Here is a 26732-nt window from a genome sequence, read left to right as displayed (position 1 = left end):
CCGCTTTCGCTCGACGGGCGTCAGTCGGCGGTGCCGAGAGACGTGAACGTCGCCCGCCAGCTGTCGGGCGAGGTGACCTCCGGCATCTGCTTCTGGTACATCTCGGCGAGCCGCTTCCACTGGCGCCAAAGACGCAGGTTCAGCCGGATGCTGTTCCAGAGGTACTTGTGCATCATGCCCCGGTCGCGCTGATACCACGCGACGCCGATGCCGTCCGGGGAGGTGACCAGGGCGGAGTCGATGTCGGCGAAGCGCCACCAGGTGATGTCCTGCGCCGGGATGATCCGCTCGGGGTTGCGACGGCTGCCCGGGGTCTGCTTGATGATCAGCTGGCGGATGCCGACCCGAGCGGCCAGCACGATCGCCGCGATCGGGTTGGTCGGGCGCGTGACGCGCCCGAGGAGCGCTCGAGAGGAGCGACGCACCGGCGGGAGCGAGGTCAGATCGTCCACGACCTTCGAGTCGACGAACGTGCTGCGGAGCTCACGGATCTCGGCCTGCTTCGCCGGGAGCAGAGCGGGGAGTCTCCTCGGACCGCCGAACACATCGCGCAGCGCCTCGTGGCGCAGGTGCACGGCCGAATACTGCAGCATGAAGAGGAGCTTGATGTCGCCGAGGAGCGCATGCAGCGGCAGGTAGCCGCCGTTGGGGACGTGGGAGTGCAGCAGACCGGTGATGACCCGGTTCCGGTGGATGAAGTACTCCTCCCACGTGCGGGTGGGGTCCTTGTCATGCCACGCCATGTGCCAGACGGCGACGCCGGGGAGGCACACCGTCGGATAGCCGCGCTCTCGCGCGCGAAGCGAGAACTCGATGTCGTCGAACTTCAGGAACACCGGCATCGAAAGCCCGATCTCCCGGAGGATGGTCGTGGGGATGAGGCACATCCACCAGCCGTTGAAATCGGCGTCGAGGTAGCGATGCAGCTCCGGCGTCTCGCGGAGCGGCTCCTCAGCGAAATCGTGGTCGTATTCGCTGGCGCCGGACGGCCGCATCCAGGACTTGCGCTGATCCCACACCTCGCCCTGCGTGTACAGCACGGACCGGTCGTCGAGGTGCAGCATCCCGCCGCCGACGATGGTCGGGGTCTTCGCGAAGTCGGCGAACCGGACCGCCCGTACGATGGCTTCGGGCTCCGAGATGGCGTCGTCGTCGAGAAGCAGCACGTAGTCGCTCTCCACCGACTCCAGGGATTCGAGCATGGCACGGGAGAAACCGCCCGACCCGCCCAGGTTCGGCTGCCGCACGATGCTGAGCTTCTCGCCGAGGCGGGCCGCCGCCTCCGCGAACCCCGGCTGGTCCGACACCAGGTCGGTGCCCTGGTCGACCACGATCACCCGGTCCAGGACCTCGTGCACATGCTCGTTCTGGCCCACGGCGATGATCTGGTTGAGACAGTACGAGGGCCTGTTGAAGGTGGTGATGCCGACCGTCGTCTTGCCCGGCTTCCACTCGGGCGGCGTCTCGACCTGCCACTCGGCGGAGACGAGCACGGCGTCGTCGGTCCCGGCTGCGATGTCGAACCAGTAGGAGCCGCCGTCGATGAATGAGGTCACCGGCAGGTCGAAGCTGACCGTCTCGTCGTGGAACGCCTTCGAGGCCAGCGCGGACGCCCGGCCGCGCGCACTCGACTTGTACACCGAGATGAGTCCGCGGCCCTCGACCGTGGCGACCAGCCTGACGCTGCGCGCGTGGGTCCAGTGCTGCCAGTAGCTGGCCGGGAAGGAGTTGAAGTACGTGCTCAGCGAGACCCGCTTGTGCGCATAGATCCGGATGGACCGGCGCCCGAGGATCTCGTACGCCTCCCCCGGCTGCGACCCGTCACCGGTTCCGGTGTCCACGTAGAGCGCCGAGACCTCGGCCACTCCCTCGACGGGGAAGACGGTGTGATTGACCGCAACGTAGCTTTTCATTCCATCCTTCGTCATCGCCTCGTCTGACATCTCGACCTGCGTCATGACAGCTGGTTGTTCCACATCGACAGCGCCGAGCCGATCGCCATGTGCATGTCGAGGTACTGGTAGGTGCCGAGGCGGCCGCCGAAGTGGACGTCCTTCTCCCCCTTCGCCAGCTCGCGGTAGGCCAGCAGGCCCTCCCGATCGGCGGGCGTGTTGACCGGGTAGTACGGCTCGTCGTCCCGGTCGGCGAAGCGCGAGAACTCGCGCATGATGACCGTCTTGTCCTGAGCGAAGATCTCCTTGCGCTCCGGGTGGAAGTGCTTGAACTCGTGGATGCGGGTGTAGGGCACGTCCAGGTCGGGATAGTTCATGACGCTGGTGCCCTGGAAGTCGCTGACGTTCAGCACCTCCTGCTCGAAGTCGAGCGTGCGCCAGCTCAGCGCGCCCTCGGCGTAGTCGAAGTAGCGGTCCACCGGGCCGGTGTACACGATCGGGAGCTGCCCGACCGTCGCCTTCTTGTTCAGCGGCTGCGACTCGTCGAAGAAGTCGACGTCGAGCTTCACCTCGATGTTCGGGTGGTCGGCCATCCGCTCGAGCCAGGCCGTGTACCCGTCGGTGGGCAGCCCCTCCCAGGTGTCGTTGAAGTAGCGGTTGTCGTAGGTGTAGCGAACCGGCAGGCGGCTGATGATGTCGCCGGAGAGCTTGTGCGGATCCGTCTGCCACTGCTTGGCGGTGTAGTCGCGGAAGAAGGCCTCGAACAGCGGGCGACCGACCAGCGCGATGCCCTTCTCCTCGAAGTTCTGGGCCGTCTTGACGTCGAACTCGCCCGCCTGCTCCTTCACCAGAGCGCGGGCCTGGTCGGGCGTGTAGGCGGCTTGGAAGAACTGGTTGATCGTCCCCAGGTTCACCGGCATCGGGTAGACGACCCCGTTGTGAGTCGTGTAGACGCGGTGCACGTAGTTCGTGAACGTGGTGAAGCGGTTCACGTACTCCCACACGGTCGGGTTCGACGTGTGGAACAGGTGCGCGCCGTAGCGGTGCACCTCGATGCCGGTCTCCGGCTCGGCCTCGCTGTACGCGTTCCCGCCGATGTGCGAGCGCCGCTCGATGACGGTGACCTTGCGGCCCGCTTCGGCGGCGCGTTCGGCGATGGTGAGGCCGAAGAAACCCGACCCGACGACGAGGAGATCCATTTACGAGACTGCTTTCTGTCGAACGCAAGCGAACCCCCGCGGCGCGTCTTGCGCGCGCGGGGTACGCGATTCAGTCTACATTTCGGCTCCGGATGACCCTGGGAACCCGACTTAACTCTCGCTCATCCGCGAAGGTATCGCTCCAAGGAAGCGACCGCGGACTCCGGGACGAAGCCGGTGGCGCGAAGCTTCGACAGATCCAGCACGCTGTTTCTCGGGCGCGGAGCGACGGGGCCCTCGGCGTTCGCGAAGTACTCGTCCGTCGTCACCCCGGTCACTCTGCTCGGGTCGTGACCGGTCTGGCGATACACCTCGCGTGCGATGTCCGCCCAGGATTGCTCCGGGCCATCGCCGGTCACGTTGTAGACCCCGTATGGCGCACCGGTCTCCAGCAGGTGCACGATCGCGCCGGCGATGTCCTCGGTGAAGGTCAGCCGGCCGATCTGATCGTCGACGACCTTCGGGTCCACGCCGCGCTCGGCGAGGGACGCCATGGTGCGCACGAAGTTCTTCCCGTCCCCGATCACCCAGGAGGTTCGGATGATGTAGTGCCGGGGCGCGGTCGCCACGGCGACATCCCCCGCCGCTTTCGACTGCCCGTAGACGCCGAGCGGGCTGAACGGGTCGTCCTCGGCGTATGCGCCGTCCTTGCTGCCGTCGAAGACGTAGTCGCTGGAGACGTGGACGAGGGTGATGCCGTGTTCCGCGGCGATCCGGGCGAGGCGTGCCGGGGCATCCGCGTTGGCCCGCCACGCGTCCCGGCGGCCGTCCGGGGTCTCGGCGAGATCGGCGGCGGTGTAGGCCGCGGCGTTGATGATCGTGCCGTAGTCGCGCCACCGCCGGGCGCCGGCCAAGGACGGGTCGGTGAGGTCGAGGTCCGCGCGTCCGGCGTACTCGATGTGCGGCTGGTCGCCGAGCCCCTGCCGCAGTGCGCGTCCCAGCTGGCCGCCGGCCCCGGTGACGAGGATCTTGCGGGGCGCGATCGGCGCGACCTCCGCCAGCCGCGGGTGCGCCTTGTCCTTCGCGGACACCTCCACCTGGTCGAGCGGGATCGGCCAGTCGATCCCCACCGTCTCGTCCGCGAGGTTGAGGAAGGCGTACTCCGCTTCCGGCGACCAGTGGTCGTTCACGAGATACGTGTAGGCGGTGTCGGGTTCGAGCGTCTGATACGAGTTGCCGACACCGCGCGGGACGAAGATCGCGCGGGAGGGGTCGAGCTCGGTGGTGAACACGGTCCCGAACGTCGGCCCCTCACGCAGGTCCACCCACGCGCCGAAGATGCGCCCCGTCGCGACGGAGACCCACTTGTCCCACGGCTCGGCATGGATGCCCCTCGTCGTGCCCACCGCGTCGTTGAACGAGATGTTGTTCTGCACCGGTCCGAAGTCGGGCAGGCCGAGCGCGGTCATCTTCTCGCGCTGCCAGTTCTCCTTGAACCATCCGCGGTTGTCGCCGTGCACCGGGAGGTCGAAGACGACCAGCCCCGGAATCGGCGTGCGAGTCGCCGACAGCTGTTTGCCGAACTCCAGCTCCGCCACGCGTCACTGTCCCTTCGACGCGTAGAACGCCTCGGTCGCGTCCTTGGACGGCGCCCACCACGCTTCGTTGTCGCGGTACCACTCGATCGTGACCGCGAGCCCTTCCTCGAAGTTCTGGTAGACGGGCTTCCAGCCGAGCTCGGTGCGCAGCTTGGTCGAGTCGATCGCGTAGCGCAGGTCGTGCCCGGCGCGGTCGGTCACATGGTCGTACGCATCGGCCGGCTGTCCCATCAGCGTGAGGATCAGCTCGACGACCTCCTTGTTGTTCCGCTCGCCGTCGGCGCCGATCAGGTACGTCTCCCCGATGCGTCCCTTCTCGAGGATGGTGAGCACGGCGGACGAGTGATCGTTGGCATGGATCCAGTCCCGCACGTTCTGCCCGGCTCCGTAGAGCTTGGGCCGGATGCCGCGCAGCACGTTCGTGATCTGGCGCGGGATGAACTTCTCCACGTGCTGATACGGCCCGTAGTTGTTGGAGCAGTTCGAGATCGTGGCCCGCACGCCGAAGGAACGCACCCATGCGCGCACGAGCAGATCGCTGCCCGCCTTCGTCGAGGAGTAGGGCGAGGAGGGGTTGTAGGGCGTGTTCTCGGTGAACCGCTCGGGATCGTCGAGCTCGAGATCGCCGTACACCTCATCGGTCGAGATGTGGTGGAAGCGGGTGTCGTGCTTCCGGGCGGCCTCCAGCAGCGTGTAGGTGCCGATGATGTTCGTGTCGAGGAACGGCCGCGGGCTGTGCAGGGAGTTGTCGTTGTGCGATTCGGCGGCGTAGTGCACCACCGCATCCGCCTCGCCGACCAGCTCGTCCACCAGCTCGGCGTCGGTGATGTCGCCGTGCACGAACCGCACCCGGTCCTCGGGCAGGCCGTCCAGCGAGGCGCGGTTGCCGGCGTAGGTCAGGGCGTCGAGCACGGTCACATGATCGTCCGTGTTCTCCACGACGTGGTGGACGAAGTTCGAGCCGATGAAGCCGGCCCCGCCGGTCACCAGGAGCTCAGCCATCAGCGTCCCCTTTCCAGGATCTCGAGGAGGTAGGTGCCGTATCCCGACTTCACGAGCTTCTCCGCACGTTCGCGCAGTTCGTCGTCGGAGAGGAACCCCTGCCGCCAGGCGACCTCCTCGGGCACCCCGATGCGCAGGCCGGTGCGGCGCTCCATCGTGCGCACGTAGTCGCCGGCATCCGACATCTGATCGAAGGTGCCGGTGTCGAGCCACGCGGTGCCTCGCGGCAGCACTTCGACCTGGAGCTTCTCCCGCTCGAGGTAGGCGCGGTTGATGTCGGTGATCTCGTACTCGCCGCGTGCACTGGGCTGCAGTCCGCGCGCGATCTCCACGACGTCGTTGTCGTAGAAGTAGAGGCCGGGGACGGCGTAGTTGCTCTTGGGCGCAGCGGGCTTCTCCTCAAGCGAGATGGCGCGGCCGTCCGCGTCGAACTCGACCACGCCGTAGGCGCTCGGCTCGGCCACCCAGTAGGCGAACACGGCTCCCCCGTCGATGTCCGCGTAGCGCTTCAGCTGCGTCCCGAGGCCCGGGCCGTAGAGCAGATTGTCCCCGAGGACGAGGGCGACCTTGTCATCGCCGATGAAGTCCGCGCCGATCGTGAAGGCCTGGGCGAGGCCGTCCGGCGAGGGCTGCTGCGCGAAGCTGATGTCGACGCCGAACTGCGAGCCGTCGCCGAGCAGGCGCTCGAAGTGCTGCGCGTCGTGAGGCGTCGTGATCACGAGGATGTCCCGGATGCCGGCGAGCATGAGCGTCGACAGCGGGTAGTACACCATCGGCTTGTCGTAGACCGGGATCAACTGCTTAGAAACGCCAAGAGTGATGGGATGCAGCCGCGTGCCTGAGCCGCCGGCGAGGATGATGCCTTTCACCCGTCCATCGTGCCACAGCGGTTTCGGCGTGTCCTGCCAGACAGGATCGACATCATTGACAACACTGGTAACACTGGCATCATCTGTGTCTATACGCCACAATGGCCAGGTGAGTCGTGTGCGCCGTTTCCCGCTGATCAGCATCCTCGTGTCGGTGCTCGTCGCCGCTTCTGTTCTGGTGGCACCTGTGGAAGGTGTGTCAGCGGCAACAGGGACAGGCGGATCAACCACGACTCGGACGGCCACCTTGGGTCCGACGAGCACCCTCGTCACCGATGGATTCCGTGCCGGGAACATCATCTCGGACGCCAAGTTCTTCGACAGCATGACGATGACGGCCGGAGAGATCGACGCCTTCTTCCGGAGCAAGGTCCAGAACTGCCAGTCCGGGTACACCTGCTTGAAGGACTACCGCCAGAACACGCCGAACCGCCCCGCCGACCAGTACTGCAAGGGCTACACCGGCGCTCCGAACGAGTCGGCGGCCACGATCATCTATCGCGTTGCACAGTCCTGCGGCATCAATCCTCAGGTCTTCATCGTGATGCTCCAGAAAGAGCAGAGCCTGGTGACCCACACGTGGCCGAGCGACTGGCGCTACACGAAGGCGCTTGGCCAAGGGTGCCCCGACACGGCGCCCTGCGATCCGCAGTTCGCAGGGTTCTTCTATCAGATCTACGGCGCCGGCCGACAGATGAAGATCTACACAGAGGGTCGATACTTCACCTGGTACGCCCCTGGCAAGACGTGGAACATCTTGTACAACCCTGAGCGGGCCTGCGGATCCGCCCCCGTGTACATCGAGAACTCGGCTACGTCGGCGCTCTACTACTACACGCCGTATCAGCCCAATGCGGCGGCCCTGCGCGCCGGTTACGGCATCGGAGATGCTTGCTCGGCCTACGGCAATCGCAACTTCTACAACTACTTCAAGGACTGGTTCGGTGACCCGCGGGGCGGTGGCGTACCCGCTCGCGGCCTCGTGCGTGCGTCCGGTCAAGCGGAGATGTACCTCATCAACGCCGGTGTGAAGAGCCACGTCGTCGCCTGGGAGGACTATCTCGCGTTCCGTTCGGCCCTCGGTGAGGCCGTCACCGTTTCGCCCGGTGCCCTGGATGCCATCCCGAGTGGACCGAGCATTCGCCGGTACGTGCATGACGCTCGCTCCGGCACCCTCTTTCTTCTCGAGGCGGACGGCACCCGGCACCGGTTCGACAACGCGGCTCAGATCGCGTTGTTCGGCTACGCGTTCAACGCCTACGTCAACCTTGAGCCAGCGCTCGTCGATCGCTTCTCTCGTGGAGCGGACGTAGGGGCCTTCATCCGGTCCGGGAGCGCGAGCGAGATCAACGTGGTCCAAGCCGGCAAGCGCCGTTACGTTTCGAGCATCGAGGCCTGGCAAGAGGTCTCCGCCGGCACTCCGGGCTATGTTGCCTCCGTGGATCCAGCAGCGTTCGCCCGGATCCCGGAAGGCACGCCGGTCTTCGCCCGGCACAGCCTGGTGCGCACGCAAGGGGCGCCAGAGGTGTACCTCGCGCTGTCTTCGGGTGCATTGGTGTGGGTGCCCAACCTGTCTCTGGCTGCTGAGGCCGGAGCCACCCGCATGGTCATGGTCCCTCCGAGTGCTATCCATAGCGCACCGCTCCGCACGGGCGCGCTGTCACCTGTCGTCGCGTGCGGCAGCACGCGTTATCTCGCGTCGAGCGGACGCCTGGATCCCATCTCCGGAACGGACACGACCGGCTTCATTCCGGCCCAGCTGACCGCCGAGGACTGCGGCTGGCTCCCCCGGACCACCTCCACCCTCTCGGGGAATCAGTTCGTACAGCAGGCAGGGCGAGGAGAGGTGTTCCTCCTGCAGCAGGGGCGACTGCGCCACGTGCAGGACTACGCGCGGCTGGTGGAACTGAACGGCAACCGTGCACTGCACATCTCAACCTGGCAGCCCGCCACGGCATCGTGGGTGGGCACGGCGGGTCCCGTTCTGTCCAACGACGTGTTCGTGCAGTTCGCCGGTCAGGGTGCCGTCTACTGGCACCGCAGCGGAGGGGTGCTCCATCATGTTCAGGACTACGCAACGCTGGTGCGACTGGGCAACGGCCGGGTGCCCCCAATCCAATCTCTGCAGGCGCACTACATCCACACCTATCGATTCGGAACCCCTCTGCTGCGGGAAGGGCAGTTCGTTCGGATCGGGGATGCTCCGGAGGTGTACGTATACGAAGCCGCGCAGCTTCATCACGTCCGGACTGAGACGGAACTCCGGGAGCTCAATGGCGGTGTCGTTCCCGAGATTCTGGTCATCGACAAGGAGGACGCCGCGACCTATCCGGTCGGGACCCCGGCCGACTGATCAGGTCGGACCAGTACACTGAGAGGACTATGACAACACCGCCCGACCGCGTGCTGGTCATCGTGCCCGCTTGGAATGAGGCGCGCAACGTTGGGAACACGGTGACCGAGATTCGGCAGGCCGACCCGTCCTATGACGTCGTCGTGGTCGATGACGGTTCCGATGATGAGACTGCCGACGTCGCTCGCGCAGCAGGCGCGACCGTGATCTCACTGCCCTTCAATCTGGGCGTCGGCGGAGCGATGCGAACGGGCTTCACCTACGCACGCCGCCACGGCTACGACCGTGCGATTCAGGTCGATGCCGACGGCCAGCACAACCCTGTCGACATCGCGCGCGTACTCGCGGGGCTCGAGCACGCCGACATCTCGATCGGTGCCCGATTCGCGGACGTCGGCGACTACAGTGTCCGCGGCCCGAGGCGATGGGCGATGGTGTTCCTCGCAGGTACGGTCTCGCGGCTCGCCAAGACGCGGTTGACCGACGTCACGAGCGGTTTCCGAGCCGCGAACAGTCGCGCGATAGCGCAGTACATCGCGTACTACCCTGCTGAATACCTTGGCGACACCATCGATTCTCTGGTCGCCGCGTGTCACGCGGGGCTCGTCGTCACTCAGGTGCCCGTCGCCATGCGACCTCGAGCGCACGGCAGTCCCAGTCAGGGCCCGCTGGGCGCGACGGTCTACCTTCTGAGATCCGTATTCGCACTGGCGCTCGCCATGATGCGCGGACCCCGCCGCGCGCGAGCGCTCGCCCGAATGGAGGCCCAATGATCGTCGTGCTCGGAATCGGCATGGCGGTCGCGATTCTGGCGGCGGTCTTCTGGATGCTCCTCGCGCGCCGTCTGCGCGAGAAGTACGCGGTCATGTGGATCGTTATCGCTCTCTGCGTGCTGATCCTTGGATTGTTCCCTGGGCTGTTGGTGGGCGCCACGAAACTGCTGGGAGTCCAGCTGCCCGTCAACCTGCTCTTCGCGCTGGCGATCGTTCTGCTCCTGGGCGTCGCGCTGCATCTGTCATGGGAACTCTCGCATGCCGAAGAGGAGATCAGGCGTGTCGCAGAAGAGGCGGCACTCGCCCGCACGGAACTGGAGCGGCTCACGGCGCGGGTCGATCGCCTGGATACGACCCGTGGCCCCGATGCCAGCGATTGCATGGGTCCACCCTCCGCGGAGCTCAGCGAATAGCCAACCCTGCGAGCGTCATCGCGCGGCGAACCTCACCACCGAGGAGGGCGGCGGCAGCTTCCGAGGCAGCATGCGCCCGCGAAATCAGACGGCGACGGCCGATCCGAGCGGCACGCGACCAGCCGCGCCGAGCGAACTTCTCGGCATACTCGAGCGCAAAGGCTCGCTCCTGCGCAAAGCGCAGTCCAGATGCTGCCGTCGTGGACGAGGCTGAAGCCCTGTGCCGACGGTAGTCGAAGACGATGTCGTCGTAGACGATCATCGTCCCTCCGTCCAGTGCGATGTCGAGGAGCAGCCCGTAGTCCAGAGCCACCTCGTACTCCTCGCGGAACCCGTGTGCGCGCGCTGATCCCGTGCGCCACACGAGCGACGGGAAGTACGCCCAATCCGCCCGAATGAGACTTTCGGCCAGTGCCTCGCCGGTCAACGCGATGCCCTCCAGGCCCCCGCGCGGGCGCAACATGCTCTTGATCCGGTCAGCCATCGGCAGCGCGGGTGCTCCCGATCCATCGATCACGCGGACGCCGGGTTGCACGATATCTGCGTCAGGATGAGCGGTGATCCGCTCGAGGACGCTCTCCAGGTACCGGGGATGCATCAGGTCGTCATCGCCGAGCATGACGAAGTACGGCGCTTCGACCATCTCGAGACAGCGATTGAAGTTCCGGGCCAGCCCGATGTTGCGCTCGTTTCGCGTGTAGTGGATACGCGAATCTCCAAGAGCATGGAGCCGGTCCCGAACCCCGTTCTCCGGATACGCGTCATCGACGACGACAAGACGCCAGTCCCGCCGTGTCTGAGCCAGCACGGATGAGATGGATGGCCAGGCCCGTTCGACCGGGCTGTAGTAAGGAAGGACAATATCGACCGAGGGCACCTGCTTCACGGTTTACCCTGCCTGCCTGCCAGGCCGTCCCGGATCCCTGCGATCGCCTCGCGGATCGGAAGTCGGCGTTCACGGCGCAGTGCCACGAACAGTTCTTCGGCGGCTCTACGACTGACTGCGAACGCCGCCGGGACGAGGTCCAGTCCCGCTCGGCGCGCAAAGAGCACCATGTTCCGCAAGCCGAGACGGAGCGGGTGAGCGCCTGGCTCCTGTTGCGCCACCTCCGGAATCACCAGCGTCCGCCAGCCATGGCGGGCGAGGGCCCAACCGGTGTCCACATCCTCGAAGTAGAGGAAGTAGCGTTCGTCGAGACCACCGATGTCTGCGAGAGCGGCCAGCCGGTACATCACGACGGCGCCGTCGACCCAATGGACGGCGCGCGAGGGCGTCGTGACGTCGTCGGTGCGGTGGAAGGCTCTGCCTCCGCGGGTGAGCACGCCGCCGGAAGAGAACACCCTATCCGGGCGCGACACCCAGCGCAGCGTCGGCGCGGCGCACCCGGCCATGGCATCCGCCGCCAGAGCCTCGAGGAGGGCTCCCGCGAGTGTCGACGTGAAGACGGCGTCGTGGGTGAGCACCAGAAGGTGATCGACTCCGGCGGCTCTTGCATGTTCCGCCGCGAGGTTCACCGCTGTCGCGTACCCGGGGTTGTCCGGTCGGCGGAGCACGAGGAGGGGCTGGTCGCGACCTCGCGGAAGTGCCGATTCGTCGAGGTCGCCACCGTTGTCCACGACGATGATCATGTCGGGCCGCCGGTGCTGGCCGAGGAGTCGCTCGATCACGGCGATCACAAGGTCGGGACGCCGGTAGGCGATGACGACCGCCGCATAGTCGCGTGTGGAGGCTGCGGCGTCGTTCGTCGTGGACATCGACGCCTAGGCTAGCTGATATGCATCCGATCGCACCTGTGGACGACGACCGCCCATCCGTCGCCAGTGTGACGAAGTACATTCCGTATGCCGGGATCGCGCACGCCGGCGGCGAATACGCGTTCCAGCACTTTCGGGCGTTGCGCGCGTGCTTTGCCCTCACCGCTGTGGCTCCGGCGTCCCGACTCAACCGTGAGGCCGTCACAAAGGGCGCGGAAGGCCCGCTGCTTCTCCTGTCCGGCCATGGCCCGACGTCCAAGGACCGGCTGAAGCTCCTGGCTGACATCGGTTCCTTGCTGCGAGGCAGCGCCGCCCACGCGTGGTTCGCTCGTGCTCTCCGACGCAGCCGTGCGGCTCACGATCTCCTCACCTCGGCCGACATCGTCGAGTTCCAGTGGTCGGAGATGGGCAGTCTCGCACCGATCGTGCGCGCAGCCGCTCCTCGCGCGCGTCTGGTCGTCGTCGCCCACGATGTCATCACTCAGCGATGGTCACGGGCAGCTCGCACCGCTCCGCATCCGCTCGCGCGCCTCGCCTACCGGGTCGCCGCACGGCTGAGCGCCAGACGCGAACGTCGAACATTCACGTCCGTCGATCGGGTGATCGTCTTCAGCGAGAAGGACGCAACTCTCGTCCGCGATCTTGCCCCGGCTGCCCGAGCGGTTGTCATCCGGCCCGGCTTCCCCATCCCGGATGCGCCGACCGCTCGCCGGCAATCGTCGTCATCTGTCGTGTTCTCAGGCGCCATGAACCGACCCGATAACGACGAAGCCGCGCGCTGGTTCCTGCGCGAGGTGTGGCCTGCGGTTCGTTCCGCCGTGCCCTCAGCGCGGTTCACCATCGTCGGCGCACACCCGAGCGCCGCCCTGCGTCGACTGGCAGAGGAGTCCGACGGCGTGACCGTGACGGGCTTCGTGGAGACAATGGAACCGTACCTCGATGCCGCGGATGTCGTGGTCGTTCCGTTGCACAACGGCGCGGGCGTGAAGTTCAAGACGATCGATGCCCTGCTGCGCGGCATCCCCGTCGTGTCCACGACAGTGGGCGCCGAGGGCATCGAACGCGACGATGCGATCCGATGCATCACGGACGATCCACAGCAGTTCGCTCGCGGCATCATCGAATCGCTCGGCGACCCTGACCGGAGCAGAGAAGTCCGGATCCGGCAATGGGCGCGGGACGTCTACGGGCTCGAAGCCTTCCGCTCACGTCTCACGACGCTGTATCAGGAACTCATCGAGGAGGAGCCCAGGTGACCGATCCTGCTGGGCGTGCCGTCGTTGCGGCCGTCATACCGACCTTTCACGCACCCGAGGCCCTGCGCGATCGTGTGGATCGCCTGCTCGAGCAAGTAGACCTCGTCGTGCTCGTTGACGACGGCACGGCGACCACGTCGACTCTGGGCTTCGAGGATCCGCGTGTGAGGGTCGTCGAACTCGAGGACAACTCTGGCATCGCGCACGCGCTCAATGTCGGCATCGACCTCGCTCACGAGTACGGGGCTTCACATGTCCTGACCCTCGACCAGGACTCGTGGGTCCCAGACGGATACGTATCTGCCGCCATGGAGGCACTCGCGGGTTCGATCGCGGCGGGAGAGAATCCTGTCGGAGCCGTCCCAGAAAGCGCCGGAGGACACGCGGTGCTCATCGACGCTGATGGCCATCCCTTCGACCCCATTCAGGCAGGTCAAGTGCTGAGGATGGAGGCATGGAAGCGCCTCGGACCGTTCGAGGAATCGCTGTTCATCGACGCCGTGGACACCGAGTACACACTTCGCGCGTGGCGGTCCGGCTCTCGGTACGTGCTGATACCGCACACCGACATCGGTCACGAACTCGGCACCCTCGTCCCGTTCACCGTCTTCGGACGACAGCTGGTCTTACGCGGGCGCCGCCGTCATCTGCTCTATCACTCTCCGTTCCGCACCTATTACATGGTCCGCAATTCCGTCATCCTGCACCGGAGGTACGCACGCGAACGACGCCGCTGGATGTGGCGTCGAAACCGCAAGCTCGCATCAATGATTCTCGGCGGCTTCCTGGTGGCAGGCGATCGTCGGGCACAGTTCCTTGCGCTGCGAGAAGGCTTCCGTGATGGCAGGCGTGAAGTGGGTGGACGGATCCGGTCCGATCTGGCCGCCCGGCTGGCACTGCTCGGCAGGAAAGTCGAATGACCGACGAACGGGATCGACGTCGTGGACGAGCGCGCCGCGCCGTGGGCCACGAACTCGTGAGACGCTCTCTGCTGTTCTCACTATCGATCATTCTGTCAACCCTCGTCGGGGTGTTCTCCATCCCGGTGCTGATCAGCACCATCGGCGACACGACGTGGGGGCGTCTGGCCGTCCTTCAGGCGATCGCGCAGTTCCTCGCGGTCATCGTCGGCTTCGGGTGGGGGGCAACGGGACCGAGCACGGTCGCCGGTCTGCCGGCCGCCGACAGGAAGACATTCTTCGCCACGTCCGTGCGCGCCCGGGTGATCATTCTGCTGCCTGCTCTCCTCATCGGCAGTGTCGCGGCCACCCTCATCGCGCGAACCGATCCGTTGGCCGCCGCCCTCGCCATGCTTACCTCAGCGGCACCGGCGGTGGGTGCCGCATGGTACTTCATCGGCACGAACCGGCCCGTTGCGTTGTTCTTGTTCGATGCGCTGCCCGCCATCCTCGGGCAGGTGGCGGGACTGATCGGCGTGATCTTCCTTCCTTCGCTGCTGGTATACGTCGCGGCTACCGCATTGTTTGCTGTCATCGGCGTCCTTCTCTCATGGATGTACGTCGCCACACGACCGGAAGACGGCGACTGGCGTGTCGACCGGTCAGAGGGGCTGCGCACGCTGTGGCGGGATCAACTGCCTGGCTTCACAGCGACGTTCACCGGCAGTATCACAAGCACTCTGCCCATCGTCATCGTCTCTCTGATCGTCCCGCCGACAGCAGTGCCGCTGTACGCCCTGATCGATCGACTCTCACGGTACGCGGTGCTCGTGCTGGCGCCGGTGCTGCAGGCCATCCAGGGATGGGTCCCGGAGGCGGGGCGTCAGCACCTTGCGTCCCGGTCCCGGATCGCCATCCTCGTGTCGTGCGGAATCGGCCTGGCCGGAGGCATCGCGATGGCTGTCTGCGCGCCGTGGGCATCGGTCCTTCTGTCGCAGGGCGCGATCGCCGTCCCCATCCTGCTGAGCCTCGTCATGGGGGTCGGGTTCGCCGGTGAAGCGATAAGCCAGGTCACGGGCCTGGCCGTGCTGGTGACGATCGGCCGCTCCCGTGAACTGGCGCTGTCGGCTGGAGTGGCAACCGTCGGAGGCATGGCCGGCGTCGTCCTCGGCACCACCCTGGCGGGTGTGCCGGGAGCTGTCCTCGCGCTTGCTTCGACCTCGGTCGGGTTGGCGCTTTACAGGTCCCGGACGGCTTTGCGAGCCTTGGCCGCTACCGGGCAGTGATGCTGAAACCCAAACTGTCAGTCACCACTTGCCGCAGCCGACAATCTCATAGAGTCCGACAGTTCCTGAAGTTGCGACGGAGCGGACGATGCCTCGGGCCTTGATCCCCTTGAACCCCTCGAATTGGTCTTCGGCCCAGTCGCCGATATCGAGAGTGTCCTCGAAATCCAGGTACCAGCGAACCTTCTGGGCCCGCACTGTCTCACACACGCCCGGGTCAGTTCGTAGGTCACTGAGGCGGAGCGGAATCGCCGAGTAGCGTTCAGGGGTTGCGCTCAAGGTGTGGTACTGGGTGACGTCTCGGTCTGCAAGCGCGTACGCGAGCGAGGAACCCTCCCAAGGGTTCACGGCGATTACCTCCTGCGGCGAAACAAACTCGTCCACCCGCTCGAGCACGCGCTTCTCATCGGTCGTGAGTAGCAGCGAATCGTCCGTGAGCGCGAACTCGCGCTCCGTCGATCCAACGACACCGCGCATTGTGGGTGCGACAGCGGCAAGCAGCACGACGAACGCGATACTCATCGCGCGCACGGCGACGAGCAAACGTCGCGGGCTCGGGCGAAAACGATCCGCTACCGCCCCGCCCATTCGCTCCGCGAGATCCGCGAGACCGAAGCTTGCGAGGAGAAGAGTAGGGATGGCGGTAAGTGCCGCAAGTCGATAGCTGTCGTTGTACCACGGGCCAGTGAGTAGCGAGCGCACGATACCCGGAGACAGGCTCGCAACAACCACCCAGAGGACGCCTGTCAGCGTCCACGACGCGATGATCCAACGGTGCACCCTCCCCCGGGCAACCATGATCACACCGAGAACCACCAAGGGGGTGAGAACGATGTCCGCGATACTGCCGTTGTAGGAACTGGTGAGGAACTCTCCTACGGCCTGTCCGCTCGGAAGTTTCGGCGGCCACACACTCGCTTCCGCCGGCGGCCGAAGCACTGCCCACGAGAGCAAGCAGCCCGCCAGCACCGCGGCCGCAAGTCCGATCCGCAGGTGGCTGCGACGGTGAGCGACCACGCGGCGAAGGACGACCAGCGAGAACGGTACCGCGATAACCGCAAGTGAAGTGACGGAGTTCGGGTGGGCAAGGCCCAGTCCGGCGAGCGCCAGCACCAAGGGCAAGACCATGGAGACCGTTTCGACGAGCCGCCCGCTCGAAATCGTACGGAGAAGCCCGATCAGAAGCGCGAAAGCGGCGGGAAGTATCGCGTACCCAAGCAGGTTCGGATACAGAATCCCCCACTTCAGCATCAGCGTCGGAAAGGCGACAAGGACGCCGCTCAGTGCAGTCGCCGAAAAGAGGAACGCTCGGCTCGACGAGCGCACGGAGATCGCCATCGCAAGCACTGAAAGCGGCCACCCAACGGCACAAACCGCAACGGTGACGGCGTTCGTCGCTTGGGGAATGGTCCCGCCCAGGGTCAGGAATACGAGCGAGACCATGTCGTGCCACGCGCCGGGGTAAAAACTCATGCCGTCGGACCCCGAGACGATACGGTTCAAGGTCAGGCTCGATGCATCACCTGTGTCTGCGATCTCTCGCACCGCGTTCAGGTGGAATATGTTGTCGTAGCTCTGCGAAATCGCATCCGGAGAGCCGAAGATGACGACCAACTGGGTGGAGATGATGACGGCGGCCAGGCCGACTCCTGCCAGGCCGGCTGCGACCGACCCCGCGACTCCAGCTTTCACCGCGTCGTACGGGAAGTGAACCGAACTCCGGTACGAGATCCTGCCGGCGACCGTCGCCACAAGGACGATTACGAACGCCACCGCGCCGAAGCTGACGAGGTTCCATGGCACCCCGAGAAGGCCGAGCACAACCGCAGCGAGGGAGACGGTTGCCGTAGAGAACAAGGGTGCCAGGGACAGGGCTCGCAGCATCCTGATGCGCAATGAAAGCGCCACGAGGAAACCGGGGATCAGAATGAGTCCAACTGCCGCGAGCACCTCGAAGATGAACCCGCCCCATCCGGTCACGCAGCATCCCCTTCCACGCCTGAAGGCGTGTTTCTCGGTAGGGCCTGGATCTAGGATCAGATCGGACCCGACTGTTCGTCAGTTCAACCATAACGGGGCGCCACGTTGACGCCTGCGCAAGCGGTGAGTGGCAGCGCCGGCCTCTCGGCGCCACAGGCGCACCGCCGCCGTGCGAGCCCTTACGGGACACCCTAGGATGGATCGGGGTCTCGCCCGATACGAGACCGCCCTGGAAGAGAGAAGCGTCGTGCTGCAGTCCCCCGCCTCCGTCCCGGAGCGTTTCGTCGCGCCCGGTGGGAACAACGGGCTCGTCGACGTCTTCCGCCGCCGGTACCTCCTGAGCCTCATCGTGAAGAAGGAGGTCGGCATCCGCTATCGCGGCTCCGTCCTCGGGTGGCTCTGGTCGTACGTCAAGCCGCTCATCCAGTTCGTCGTGTTCTTCTTCGCGCTGGGCGTCTTCCTCCGGCTCAACGACTCGATCGAGTTCTACCCGATCTATCTGCTCTCCGGCATCACCGCCGTGACCTTCTTCAACGAGTCCTTCGCGAACGGCACGCGATCGCTCGTCGACAACGCGGCGCTGATCAAGAAGATCTACTTCCCGAGGCAGATGTTCCCGGTCTCGAGCACGTTCGTCGCGGCGATCAACACCGTCCCGCAGATCGTCGTCGTGATCGTGATCGCGCTCTTCTTCGGCTGGTCCCCGAGCGTCCTGAGCATCGCCGCTCTGCTGCTCGGCCTGGTGATCATCGCCCTGCTCGCGACCGGCCTGGGCATGCTCTTCGGTGCGATCAACGTCACCTTCCGCGACGCCCAGAGCTTCGTGGAGATCATCGTGATGATCTCCGTGTGGGCCTCCCCCGTGATGTACCAATGGCAGATGGTCGCATCGAGAGTGCCCGACTGGCTGTTCCAGCTCTACTCGGTCAACCCCATCACCGCCGCCGTCGAGCTCTTCCACTTCGGACTGTGGCAGCCCCTCGGTCCGGCCGATGCGCCGCCGTTCCCGGACCTGTGGACGCACGCGGCGATCGCGACCGGCATCGCCGTGGTGATGGTCATGCTCGGGGAGCTCGTCTTCCGCAACCTGGAGGGTCGTTTTGCCCAGGACCTCTGACCGCGCTGCGGCGCGGATCGTCGTCGACGACGTGCACAAGCACTTCAAGCTGCGGCACACGCACTCGATCAAGGAGACGTTCGTCGCGGCCGTTCGCGGACGGAAGCTGTCCTCCGAGTTCCAGGCGCTGGACGGCGTGAGCTTCGAAGTCGGCGAAGGCGAATCCATCGCGCTCCTCGGCTTCAACGGCTCGGGCAAGTCCACGATGCTGAAGCTGATCTCGGGCGTGCTGCGACCCGATGAGGGCAAGGTCCTCACCCGCGGCCGCGTCGCCGGTCTGATCGAGGTCGGCGCCGGTTTCCACCCGGACCTCTCCGGCCGCGAGAACATCTACCTCAACGCGGCGATCCTCGGCATGTCCAAGAAGGAGACGGAGGAGCGTTTCGACTCCATCGTCGAGTTCAGCGAGATCGAGAAGTTCATCGACACCGAGGTGAAGCACTACTCGTCGGGCATGTTCCTGCGTCTGGCCTTCTCGGTCGCGATCCACACCGAAGTCGACGTCCTGCTGATCGACGAGATCCTCTCCGTCGGCGACGAGCCGTTCCAGCGCAAGTGCCTCGCCCGGATCCGTGAGCTCCACCAGCAGGGCAAGACGCTCGTCATCGTGAGTCACGACCTCAACATGGTCTCCGACCTCTGCGAGCGCGGCATCCTGCTCAGTCAGGGGAAGCTGCAGTTCGACGGCCCCAGCAAGCATGCCGTCGAACTGATGCGCGCCTGACCGGCGACGCACGCCCCGGCCACCCGCCCGCCTTCCTCAGAGGTCGGCGTGCAGCGCCCACAGCCGCTCGGCCGAGCTCGGCCAGGAGAACGCCTTGGCGCGGTCCGAGGCCAGCACCCGCAGACGCCGCTCCCCCGCCCCCAGGGCGTCGATGAGGGCGTCGGCGAGCTCCCCGGCATCCGTCACCGCTCCCCCGTCCGCGATCACGTCGCGATGCACCCCGCTGTCGACGGCGACGACCGGCACGCCCAGCGCCATCGCCTCGATCACGCGCCACGGCCAGGCCGCGTTCGCGCTCGTGGCGACCAGTGCCGCGGCGCCCGCGAGAACCGCGGCGCGGTCCTCGCGCCCGAGCGATCCGCGGATGTGCGCGCGCTGCTCGGGCAGCCCGTTCGCGGCCGCGAGCTCGGCCAGGGCCGGCTCGCCGCCCTCGTCCGCGTCCAGCGCCACGGCGTCGACGCCGGCGCGGGCCGCGGCGCGGAAGCCGTCGGCGAACGATTCCCCGACGCCGGTGAGCACGACGTACCGCTCCGGGAGCTGCAGGGCCGCACGGCGCTCGGAGGCGTCCGCGGGTACCGCGAAGCCGTCGGGCGCGGCCCCGGCGATCACCCGGATCCGGTCGCCGAGCGGTGCGAGGTCGGCGAGCCGCTCGGCGATCGCGTGCGAGGGCACGACGAGGGCATCCGCATGCTTCACCGCGCGCTTCAGCATCGCGCGGTGCCAGACCACGGACGGCTTGCTGAGCAGCTCCGGAGTCTCCCAGGCGCACAGGTCCCACAGGGTCGCGGTGATCTGGTCGTGGTCGTGCACCCGGTCGTGCCGCACGAGCGGCGCGGCCAGGGTCGGGGCGTGGATGAGGCCGCCGCCGAGTCCGGGGGCGATGCCCATCTGCCAGGAGGCGAGCAGCTCGCGTCGACCGAGGGGCAGGCGATGCACGTCGCGCACCCCCGGGATGCCCGGGATTCCGGCCTCCCCGCCCGCGGGGACGATCGCCGTGACGGCGCAGCCGCGCGGCGCGGTGGCCACGAGGCCGTGGGTGAGGGAGAGGGCCGCGGCCGCCTGATCGGGGTCGGCGACGTGCGCGAGCTGATCCAGGACGACGCGCAGCTGCACACTCATGGGACCAGCCTACGGGAGGGGTGCCTTTCGTCTCGGGCGCCCCGCGGGCACCCTCGCTCAACGACCGGAGAAGAGCGACGCGTTTCGTCTCGGGCGCCCCTCCGGGCACCCTCGCTCAACGACCGGAGAAGAGCGACGCGTTTCGTCTCGGGCGCCCCTCCGGGCACCCTCGCTCAACGACGGGCGGGACGGCGGGCGAGACGGCGCGCGGGTCAGCCCTCGGGAGTCGGCTCCGGGGTCGGCGGATGCAGGGTCTGCTGCACCAGCTCGCGGATGTGACCGTAGTCGGGCTCGTGCTCGTCCACCCCGAACTCCGGGGTGAGTTCGATCCGCGTCACCGGCTGCTTCTTGGCCTTCGTCACCAGGTCGAAGAACTCGGGCAGCTTGTCCCGCGGCAGGTCGGTCTCGATGAGCGCGGTGCCCGCGGCGCTGATCTCGTTGAACCGGGTCAGCACGTTCTGCGGCGTGAACTGCTCGAGGATCGCCACCTGCAGTTCGCGCTGCCGCTTCATCCGGTCCCAGTCGCTGGTGGTGTACCGCGACCGCGCGTACCACTGCGCGGTGTCGCCGTCCATGTGCTGCCTGCCGGGCTCGATCCAGCCGATCGCCCAGTCCTCCACCGGCTCGCCGGGGTAGGACGGCCCGCCGCCCTTCGGCAGCCGCTCGGTGACCTCGATGTCCACTCCGCCAAGCGCATCGATCAGCTGTGCGAAGCCGTTCATGTCGAGGAAGACGTAGTACGGAATCTCGATGCCGAGCACGCCCTCCGCGGCGTCCTTCGTCGCCTCGATGCCGGGAGCGGATCCGTGCGCCGCGGCATCCGGATACAGCCCGGCGCCGCCGTCCTCGCGGCACACCTCGGCGGCGTTGCGGACGTGGTTCATCCAGCCGTTCCAGCCGCAGGTCTGCGAACTGTGCCCCTCGAACCCATCCGGGTACAGCTCATGCATCGGGCTGCCCTCGCTGAACGGCACGCCGGGCAGCTCGCGCGGGATGCCGGTGATGGTCACCGCCCCGCTCTCGGCGTTCACCGAGACGACCGAGATGCTGTCGAACCGCATCGAATCACGTCCGTCGCCGCTGTCGGCACCCAACAGCAGGATGTTGTAGTAGCCGTCGCTCGGCGGCAGGCTGGGCCCGCTGTTGCCGAACAGCGACCCGAGCACGCCGCGGCTGGACGCGGCGACGGTGGACGCGTAGACCGCGCCGGATCCGGCGAGCGCGAACACCAGCAGCGCGACGATGGGGATCGCCCAGCGTGACGCCGTCGGCACCTTGACCAGCCGCACCAGCCGGATCGCGTCGACGGTGAGCACCAGCCACAGCACCGCGTAGCCGATCAGCAGGATCTGCACCGCGGTGAGCAGGATCCAGGAGAGCGGGCCGGTGGTGATCCACACCAGCGCCCGGGGCGCGAACAGCGCCAGGCCCGCCGCGACGAGCAGCAGCAGCCAGCCGGTCAGCGTCGCCCCGAGCCCGAAGCGGCCGAGCCGCCGGTTGCCGGCCAGCACCTGTGCGGAGCCGGGAACCAGCGCGTTCATGACGACCAGCCACCAGCCGCGCCGGCCCATGAACCTCGGGTCGGAGGCATCCGGATTCCGCAGCGGCCACGTCTCGATCAGCGGCCGCCGTGCGGCGTGAGGCGCCGCGGTCAACGTCACAGGGAGCCCTTCAGCCGCGCGTTCTTCTCCTCCACCTGCGCCTCCAGGTCACGCGCGTACTCCTCGACGCGGTCGGCGAGAGCGGCATCCGCGGTACCGAGGATGCGGGCGGCGAGGATGCCGGCGTTGCGTGCGCCGCCGATCGAGACGGTCGCGACGGGGATGCCGGCGGGCATCTGCACGATCGACAGCAGCGAGTCCATGCCGTCCAGGTAGGCCAGCGGCACGGGCACCCCGATCACGGGGAGCGCGGTGACGGAGGCGAGCATGCCGGGCAGGTGCGCGGCTCCCCCGGCCCCGGCGATGATGACGCGGATGCCGCGGGCACGCGCCTCGCGCCCGTAGGCGACCAGCTTGCCGGGGGTGCGGTGGGCGGACACCACCTCGACCTCGTGCGGGATGCCGAAGTCGGTCAGCGCCTGGGACGCGTCGCTCATGACGCGCCAGTCGGAGTCCGATCCCATCACCACGCCGACCAGGGGCGCGCTCGCGGAGTGCAGTGGCTCAGTCACCATGACAGGGTACGGGCCGCGCCTGTGAGATCGGCGCAACGGCGCGCTCCGCGCCGGACGCGGGGCGGACGCTGAGCCCGTCGAACGGACGCTGAGCCTGTCGACCGGACGCTGAGCCTGTCGAAGCGTCCTGCGCCGGCCTCACGCGAAGAACGCCGCAGCGGCCCTGGCCGTGTAGACGACGTCGTCGAGGTCCTCCCCCGAGACGTTCACGTGTCCGACCTTGCGTCCGGGGCGCGGCGCCTTCCCGTAGGTGTGGATCTTCGCCTCCGGATGCTGCGCCATCGCCGCCGGGAAGCGGTCCTCCAGAGCGCCCTCGGCCGGCCCGCCGAGGATGTTGACCATCACCGACCACGCCGCCCGCCGCTCGGTGACACCAAGGGGCAGGTCGGCGACCGCGCGCAGGTGCTGTTCGAACTGGCCGGTCACAGCGCCGTCCTGGCTCCAGTGCCCGCTGTTGTGCGGGCGCATCGCGAGCTCGTTGACGAGGATGCGCTCGTCGTCGGTCTCGAACAGTTCGACGGCGAGCATCCCGGTAACCCCGAGGCCCTCCGCAATGCGGTGCCCGATCTCGGCGGCCACGCGCACGAGCCGGTCGGTGGCATCCGGTGCCGGGGCGATCACCTCGGCGCACACGCCGTCCCGCTGTACGGTCTCCACCACCGGGTAGGCCACGATCTGGCCGCTGGGGCGGCGGGCGACCTGCTGGGCGAGCTCGCGGACGAACGGCACGAGCTCCTCGACCAGCAGGGCGCCGCCCTCGTCGAGCCCGGAGAACCAGTCGTCGACGTCGGTGCCGGATGCCACCACGCGAACGCCCTTGCCGTCGTAGCCGCCGCGGGGGGTCTTCACGACGGCCCGGCCGCCGTGGTCATCGAGGAACGCCTGCAGCTCGGCAGCGTCGTGCACGGCGGCCCAGTCGGGCTGCGGGATCCGCAGCTCGGCGAGCCGGGCGCGCATCACGAGCTTGTCCTGCGCGAACTGCAGGGCGTCGGGCCCCGGATGCACCTTGACGCCGTCGTCCACGAGGGCGCGGAGCACCTCCTGAGGCACGTGCTCGTGATCGAAGGTGATCACGTCGACGTCCTGGGCGAAGGCGCGCACGGTCTCCAGGTCGCGGTAGTCTCCGACCGCGGTGGCGGCCAGCCGGGCGGACATCCCGTCCGCCTCCGCGAGCACCCGCAGGTCGAGGCCGAGCTCCACCGCGGGAGCGATCATCATCCGGGCGAGCTGTCCTCCGCCGATCACGCCGACGCGCACGGTCATCGGTACCCCTTTCGTCGGGGACCATTCTCCCGTATCCGGCGGACGCGTTTCGTCCGGGGCGCCCGCCGCTGCCCCCGTTCGACGCCAGGAGCCCGCCCACCGCCGCTCCGCGAGCGAAGCACCCGCGCCCTCCCGCGGCCTTGTACGCCTCCCGCGGCCGAATCCCCCGCATCCGTCCGCGCGAAGCGCACATCCCCGCGCGAACCGGCGACCGGTGGCCGGTAGGGCGGGGGCCCGGGGACGCGTTTCGTCTCGGTCGCCTCCGGCGTCCTCGCTCAACGACCGGGGCGGCGTGGCCGGTAGGGCGGGGGCCCGGGGACGCGTTTCGTCTCGGTCGCCTCCGGCGTCCTCGCTCGACGACCGGGGGACCGCGGGGCGTCGAGAGTCAGCGGCCGAGGGAGGTGGACTGGGCGTCGCGGTGGGCGAGGATCTGGTTCACCTCGACCTGGTCGGCGAGCACCTCATGCACCAGGCTCACGCTCGGCACATCGGCCAGCCGCAGCGGCGTGTCCACGCCGTTGCTGAGCGTGATGGTGCCGGCTCCCCACATCCGCTGCAGCGGGCCGCGGCGCACCGCGATGGCGTAGCCGCGGGTGTGCGACAGCTCGCGCCGCCGGCGGGAACCGAGACCGTCGCGCACGATCACTCGCCGCGTGGTCACCGTGTAGGTGCGGGACAGCCAGATCAGGAACGGCAGCACCACCCCGAACAGCACGAGCGCCCCGGCGGCGGTGAGCAGCATCCAGTCCTCGAACGGCGCCGGGAGGTTGCCCAGCAGGTATCCGGTCGCACCGGACACGGCGATCAGCAGCAGCGCGGACCACGTCAGCCGGCGGGCGTGCCCGCGGAACCGCGCGATCAGCAGCTCCTCGACGGGCGCGCCGTGCGGCGGCATCATCGGCCGGCCGCCGAGCGTCACAGGCTGGGTCACCCCTCCATTGTCCCCGCCCGCGCCGCGCGGACGGGAGGCGCGCCGGGCGTGTCAGCTCCCGCCGGGAACACGGCCGGCGCCCGGCCCGCGGCATCAGGCGGGACGCAGATGGACGATGTCGCCCGCGGCGATCGCACGCTCCTCGCCGTCGCCGGTCACGACCAGACGGCCGTCGGTCTCCAGCCGGGTGGCCGTGCCCCGGAACTGGGCGCCGCCGGGCAGGTGCACCACGACCTCCCGGCCCAGCGTCGTGCAGCGCGCGCTCACCAGCGCCCGCAGTCCGGATGCCTCGGCGTCGTCCGCGGCGATCAGCGCCGACAGCAGACCGTCGAGGCCGCGCAGGTAGTCCGCGAGCAGCCGGTCCGGGTCCGCGTCGGCGCCCTCGACGGCGAACGACGTCGCCGTGCCGACCGGCAGCTGCTCGGCGTCCATGGCGGTGTTGACACCGGAGCCGATGATCACGGCATCCGACGTCGCCTCGGCGAGGATGCCGCAGATCTTCCGCTCGCCCACGAGCACGTCGTTCGGCCACTTCAGCCCGACCGCGGCATCCGGAAGCTGCGCCGCGACGGCCTCCGTCATCGCGAGACCGGCGAGCAGCGGCAGCCAGCCGCGGGCGTCGGCGGATGCCGGCAGCACGCGCAGCAGCACCGAGATCGCCAGCGCCGTACCGGGCGGGGTCGTCCACGTCCGGTCCAGGCGGCCGCGGCCGTGGGTCTGGTTGTCGGTGACCAGCACCGACAGATGCGGCCACGCCTCACGGTCGGCCGCGAGCGCCCGCAGGGCGGCGTTCGTCGACGAGCTCTCCGGGAGCACCTCGAGGCGCGAGGCGACGGCCGACGCGCCCGGGAAGGACAGGGTCACAGTTCCTCCTCCTTCTCCTCGTCGTCATCGTCGTCGCGCTCCAGCGCGGCGGCTTCCATCTCGCGGGCGTGCCACTGGTCCCACAGGTCCATCAGCTGCTCGATCGCGGCGTGGAACTTGGCGGTCGCGACGCCGGGCGAGGTGTCGCCGAAGTAGTGCTGCACCCACATCCGCAGCCGCGAGATGGCCGCCTCGTCGGCGCGCACCCGGTCGACCTCGGCGACGATGTCGCCGGCCGCGTCCGCGGTCAGCCATTCGCAGTCCGACAGGTAGCCCTTGGTGTCCACCGAGGCGCGCGGGTCGGCCGGGCGGGTGATCAGCAGCGGCTTGCCGGAGGCGAGGCGGTCGTAGACCATCGCGGAGATGTCGACCACGGCGACGTCTGCGGCCGCGAGCTGCCAGCCCAGCTCCGGACCGTCGTCGTAGACGTGCTGCGCGGACGGATCGGCGGCGTTGGCCGCCTCGATCGCGGAGAGGATGCGGCGGTGCGCCTCGCCGTACGCGGGGTCGACCACGCCGCTGCGCGGGTGGGGGCGGTAGATCACGCGGTGGCGGCCGGTGGCCAGGAGCGCCGCGACGAGCGTCTCGCCGTGCGTGGCGATGGAGCCGTAGTGCGCCGCGGGTCGGTCGCCCTCCCAGGTCGGCGCGTACAGCACCACGACGCGGTCGTCCGGCGTATACGGCAGGGCTCCGGAGTAGTGATCCGCCTGCGGCCGGCCGATCTCGATCGTGCGCCGGTCGACGTCGTAGTCCCACAGGGTGCGGCTGAGCCGCTCGCGCGCCGCCTGCCCCGCAACCAGCGCGTAGTCGTACGCCTTGTACTGGTTCGTGGTCATGTACATCTTGTCGGACTCGCCGTGGTTGATGAACACGTGCCAGCGGCGCCCGTACCGGAACATCTGGAAGTTGCGGGTGTTCTGGTTCACGTACAGGACGATGCGGATGTCCTGCTTCGCGATGAACCGCTCCAGGTCGCGGACCGTCGGCACGAAGGCGACCGGCGGCGCGTCCTCCTGGATGAGCTTCTCCGCGCCGGTGGCGTTGCGGGACAGCACGACCACGGGCCAGCGCTCGGCGAGGCCTGCCAGCGGCCGGTACCACTGGCGCATCTGGTACATGTTGACCTCGCCGTCGGCGAAGTAGACCGCGATCTTGTAGTGGCCATGCGGATGCGGCTCGCCCGCGGCGAGCGTGCGGCGCACGCGCTGGACGGCGCTGCGGGATGCCAGGGCACGCCGGAGGAGTCGATAAGCCTTCTTCGCATCGGAGACCGCACCCATCCCTCCAGGATACGGCCCGGGCATCCGCTCATTACTGCGCAGC

Annotated in this window: 23 protein-coding genes; 8 read left to right on the top strand and 15 right to left on the bottom strand. The window is 67.8% G+C overall.

All coding sequences use genetic code 11. The annotated features are described in order from the left end of the window. Window positions 1-20: 20 nt before the first annotated feature. The 5 genes from JRG78_RS03960 to rfbA all read right to left on the bottom strand — a co-directional run bounded on the left by JRG78_RS03960 (window position 21) and on the right by rfbA (window position 6500). Window positions 21-1913, bottom strand: a complete 1893-nt coding sequence (locus JRG78_RS03960; RefSeq protein WP_272653665.1) for a glycosyltransferase — start codon at window positions 1911-1913, stop codon at window positions 21-23. Between the two features lie 41 nt (window positions 1914-1954). Further along, window positions 1955-3091: a UDP-galactopyranose mutase gene (gene glf / locus JRG78_RS03955; RefSeq protein ID WP_272653664.1), complete on the bottom strand. Its 1137-nt coding sequence runs from the start codon at window positions 3089-3091 to the stop codon at window positions 1955-1957. A gap of 122 nt (window positions 3092-3213) precedes the next feature. Further along, window positions 3214-4629: a bifunctional dTDP-4-dehydrorhamnose 3,5-epimerase family protein/NAD(P)-dependent oxidoreductase gene (locus JRG78_RS03950; protein WP_272653663.1), complete on the bottom strand. Its 1416-nt coding sequence runs from the start codon at window positions 4627-4629 to the stop codon at window positions 3214-3216. Window positions 4630-4632: 3 nt separating this feature from the next. Further along, a complete protein-coding gene (rfbB, locus tag JRG78_RS03945; protein WP_272653662.1) occupies window positions 4633-5631 on the bottom strand; it encodes a dTDP-glucose 4,6-dehydratase in 999 nt (332 codons plus the stop codon). Then, entirely contained in the window at window positions 5631-6500 is an 870-nt protein-coding gene (rfbA, locus tag JRG78_RS03940; RefSeq protein WP_272653661.1) for a glucose-1-phosphate thymidylyltransferase RfbA, read from the bottom strand. The genes rfbB and rfbA overlap by 1 nt, the downstream gene beginning before the upstream one ends. A gap of 109 nt (window positions 6501-6609) precedes the next feature. Between rfbA and JRG78_RS03935 the strand changes: the two genes are divergently transcribed. The 3 genes from JRG78_RS03935 to JRG78_RS03925 are packed head-to-tail and all read left to right on the top strand — an operon-like array spanning window position 6610 to window position 10039. Next, window positions 6610-8853 (top strand): hypothetical protein, encoded by a 2244-nt coding sequence (locus tag JRG78_RS03935; RefSeq protein WP_272653660.1) that lies wholly within the window; start codon window positions 6610-6612, stop codon window positions 8851-8853. 29 nt (window positions 8854-8882) lie between these two features. After that, window positions 8883-9626: a glycosyltransferase family 2 protein gene (locus JRG78_RS03930; protein WP_272653659.1), complete on the top strand. Its 744-nt coding sequence runs from the start codon at window positions 8883-8885 to the stop codon at window positions 9624-9626. Next, complete coding sequence (locus tag JRG78_RS03925) at window positions 9623-10039, top strand: DUF2304 domain-containing protein (protein WP_272653658.1); 417 nt, start codon at window positions 9623-9625, stop codon at window positions 10037-10039. Before JRG78_RS03930 ends, JRG78_RS03925 begins: the two co-directional genes overlap by 4 nt. On the opposite strand, the gene JRG78_RS03920 is transcribed toward JRG78_RS03925, so the two are convergent. Together JRG78_RS03920 and JRG78_RS03915 are read right to left on the bottom strand one after the other, a co-directional pair. Next, on the bottom strand, window positions 10029-10925 hold the full coding sequence (locus JRG78_RS03920) for a glycosyltransferase family 2 protein (protein ID WP_272653657.1): 897 nt from the start codon (window positions 10923-10925) through the stop codon (window positions 10029-10031). The two genes, JRG78_RS03925 and JRG78_RS03920, sit on opposite strands and share 11 nt — an antisense overlap. Then, window positions 10922-11794, bottom strand: a complete 873-nt coding sequence (locus tag JRG78_RS03915; RefSeq protein ID WP_272653656.1) for a glycosyltransferase family 2 protein — start codon at window positions 11792-11794, stop codon at window positions 10922-10924. The genes JRG78_RS03920 and JRG78_RS03915 overlap by 4 nt, the downstream gene beginning before the upstream one ends. Window positions 11795-11814: 20 nt before the next feature. Between JRG78_RS03915 and JRG78_RS03910 the strand changes: the two genes are divergently transcribed. Genes JRG78_RS03910 through JRG78_RS03900 form a run of 3 tightly spaced genes read left to right on the top strand, consistent with a single transcriptional unit; the run spans window position 11815 to window position 15235 of the window. Further along, the gene (locus JRG78_RS03910) at window positions 11815-13050 is read left to right on the top strand and encodes a glycosyltransferase (protein ID WP_272653655.1); all 1236 of its coding nucleotides are present in this window, start codon (window positions 11815-11817) and stop codon (window positions 13048-13050) included. Then, window positions 13047-13970: a glycosyltransferase gene (locus JRG78_RS03905; RefSeq protein WP_272653654.1), complete on the top strand. Its 924-nt coding sequence runs from the start codon at window positions 13047-13049 to the stop codon at window positions 13968-13970. Before JRG78_RS03910 ends, JRG78_RS03905 begins: the two co-directional genes overlap by 4 nt. Further along, window positions 13967-15235 carry a lipopolysaccharide biosynthesis protein gene (locus tag JRG78_RS03900; protein WP_272653653.1) on the top strand — a complete coding sequence of 423 codons (1269 nt, stop codon included), beginning with the start codon at window positions 13967-13969 and terminating at the stop codon, window positions 15233-15235. The genes JRG78_RS03905 and JRG78_RS03900 overlap by 4 nt, the downstream gene beginning before the upstream one ends. A gap of 21 nt (window positions 15236-15256) precedes the next feature. On the opposite strand, the gene JRG78_RS03895 is transcribed toward JRG78_RS03900, so the two are convergent. After that, window positions 15257-17215 (bottom strand): DUF6541 family protein, encoded by a 1959-nt coding sequence (locus JRG78_RS03895; RefSeq protein ID WP_272653652.1) that lies wholly within the window; start codon window positions 17213-17215, stop codon window positions 15257-15259. Window positions 17216-17462: 247 nt separating this feature from the next. Here JRG78_RS03895 and JRG78_RS03890 point away from each other — a divergent pair, with 247 nt between their 5' ends. Next, window positions 17463-18332, top strand: coding sequence for an ABC transporter permease (locus JRG78_RS03890; RefSeq protein ID WP_272653651.1), 870 nt, complete (start codon window positions 17463-17465; stop codon window positions 18330-18332). Next, a complete protein-coding gene (locus tag JRG78_RS03885) occupies window positions 18316-19056 on the top strand; it encodes an ABC transporter ATP-binding protein (protein WP_272653650.1) in 741 nt (246 codons plus the stop codon). Before JRG78_RS03890 ends, JRG78_RS03885 begins: the two co-directional genes overlap by 17 nt. A gap of 36 nt (window positions 19057-19092) precedes the next feature. Here the strand turns inward: JRG78_RS03885 and JRG78_RS03880 are convergent, their stop codons facing one another. From JRG78_RS03880 to JRG78_RS03850, 7 genes are all read right to left on the bottom strand, one after another. Then, the gene (locus tag JRG78_RS03880) at window positions 19093-20175 is read right to left on the bottom strand and encodes a glycosyltransferase (protein WP_272653649.1); all 1083 of its coding nucleotides are present in this window, start codon (window positions 20173-20175) and stop codon (window positions 19093-19095) included. A 212-nt stretch (window positions 20176-20387) separates the two neighbouring features. Next, complete coding sequence (locus JRG78_RS03875) at window positions 20388-21836, bottom strand: LCP family protein (protein WP_272653648.1); 1449 nt, start codon at window positions 21834-21836, stop codon at window positions 20388-20390. Further along, window positions 21833-22300: a 5-(carboxyamino)imidazole ribonucleotide mutase gene (gene purE / locus JRG78_RS03870; protein ID WP_259608120.1), complete on the bottom strand. Its 468-nt coding sequence runs from the start codon at window positions 22298-22300 to the stop codon at window positions 21833-21835. Before purE ends, JRG78_RS03875 begins: the two co-directional genes overlap by 4 nt. A 189-nt stretch (window positions 22301-22489) precedes the next feature. Further along, the gene (locus JRG78_RS03865; RefSeq protein WP_272653647.1) at window positions 22490-23614 is read right to left on the bottom strand and encodes a 5-(carboxyamino)imidazole ribonucleotide synthase; all 1125 of its coding nucleotides are present in this window, start codon (window positions 23612-23614) and stop codon (window positions 22490-22492) included. Between the two features lie 385 nt (window positions 23615-23999). Further along, the gene (locus tag JRG78_RS03860) at window positions 24000-24509 is read right to left on the bottom strand and encodes a PH domain-containing protein (RefSeq protein ID WP_272653787.1); all 510 of its coding nucleotides are present in this window, start codon (window positions 24507-24509) and stop codon (window positions 24000-24002) included. A gap of 129 nt (window positions 24510-24638) precedes the next feature. Continuing rightward, window positions 24639-25409, bottom strand: a complete 771-nt coding sequence (locus tag JRG78_RS03855) for a biotin--[acetyl-CoA-carboxylase] ligase (protein WP_272653646.1) — start codon at window positions 25407-25409, stop codon at window positions 24639-24641. Then, window positions 25406-26689 carry a CDP-glycerol glycerophosphotransferase family protein gene (locus JRG78_RS03850; RefSeq protein WP_272653645.1) on the bottom strand — a complete coding sequence of 428 codons (1284 nt, stop codon included), beginning with the start codon at window positions 26687-26689 and terminating at the stop codon, window positions 25406-25408. Before JRG78_RS03850 ends, JRG78_RS03855 begins: the two co-directional genes overlap by 4 nt. Window positions 26690-26732 lie beyond the last annotated feature (43 nt).

It is taken from the genome of Microbacterium sp. EF45047, from assembly GCF_028472845.1.
Taxonomy (GTDB): Bacteria; Actinomycetota; Actinomycetes; order Actinomycetales; family Microbacteriaceae; genus Microbacterium; species Microbacterium neungamense.
This window is presented reverse-complemented; position numbering and strand designations above follow the sequence as displayed.